This is a genomic window from Pseudomonas sp. ANT_J28 (genome assembly GCF_008370005.1).
In the GTDB taxonomy this organism is placed as follows: domain Bacteria; phylum Pseudomonadota; class Gammaproteobacteria; order Pseudomonadales; family Pseudomonadaceae; genus Aquipseudomonas; species Aquipseudomonas frigoris.
Map to the genome: position 1 here is coordinate 1 of NZ_VOBM01000105.1, position 904 is coordinate 904.

The 904-nt window shown below is 51.5% G+C and carries 1 protein-coding gene; it reads right to left on the minus strand.

Annotated features, from left to right (window positions below):
- Window positions 1-71: 71 nt before the first annotated feature.
- Window positions 72-716 carry a hypothetical protein gene (locus FQ187_RS29870; protein ID WP_178122798.1) on the minus strand — a complete coding sequence of 215 codons (645 nt, stop codon included), beginning with the start codon at window positions 714-716 and terminating at the stop codon, window positions 72-74.
- Window positions 717-904: the final 188 nt, after the last annotated feature.

Here is a 904-nt window from a genome sequence, read left to right on the forward strand (position 1 = left end):
TGATCATCTTTACAACTTCCAGCTTGAAGCTGTCGTCGAATACTTTGCGTTTGTCGGTCATGGAGAACTCCTCAATAGGTGTATTTTCCACCTATCGGGGTGTCCGGGGAAATTAGACCACTGCAGGCCTCCTGCATGTGCGCCTCAACCTTCTCAAGGTATTTGACCTTATAGGTGTGGCCATTGCGCTTGTTGAGTTCCTTACGTATGCGCTTGTTGAAGTGGTCGGCCTCTTGCTCACGGATGCGACCAAAGCGGGCTTCTTCTTCAAGGGCACGCCCCAGGAACACCGCCACGGTCTGAATGTTCTGGGGTCCCTTTTTGGAGATGATGTTCAGAACAGTCTTGACGGTGATTGCAGCAACACTTTCAGACCTCACCATTTGAAAGAACTGAAGTCCTACGTGCTTTCGGCGAACTTTTGTTACCTGATGCTCGACCCAATTATCAAACGCCACGGCCATCATTGGGACCAGCGCGGACAAGACAGGCGTAGCGACCGCATTATCTGCAAATTCACCACGCTCCATTTGACGCTCAAGAGTCTTGTGAAAACGTTCTTCTCCCAGTGTGTACGCTTCGTGTTCGAGGAATAGTTGCTGGGCTGCCAGTTCGGAACCGTGCATGGCCGAAAGAACCCCAAACGCCCAAGTGGCCTTATCCTGAATATCGCTAAAGTCGTGCTTAGTTGGTTGAATCAGACTTGTTGCGGACATAGGAATCCCTTGGAGGTTTATCGCCTCCAACTCATCGATTAGGTGACTTGCCAAATTCAGGGTGGGGATTCCATGACCATCCGGACACCCATTCCACCAACATCCGGACACTGATTCCACGCTGATCCGGACACTCATTCCACGAGCATCCGGACACCGATTCCACGGCCATCCGGACACTTTCAGGC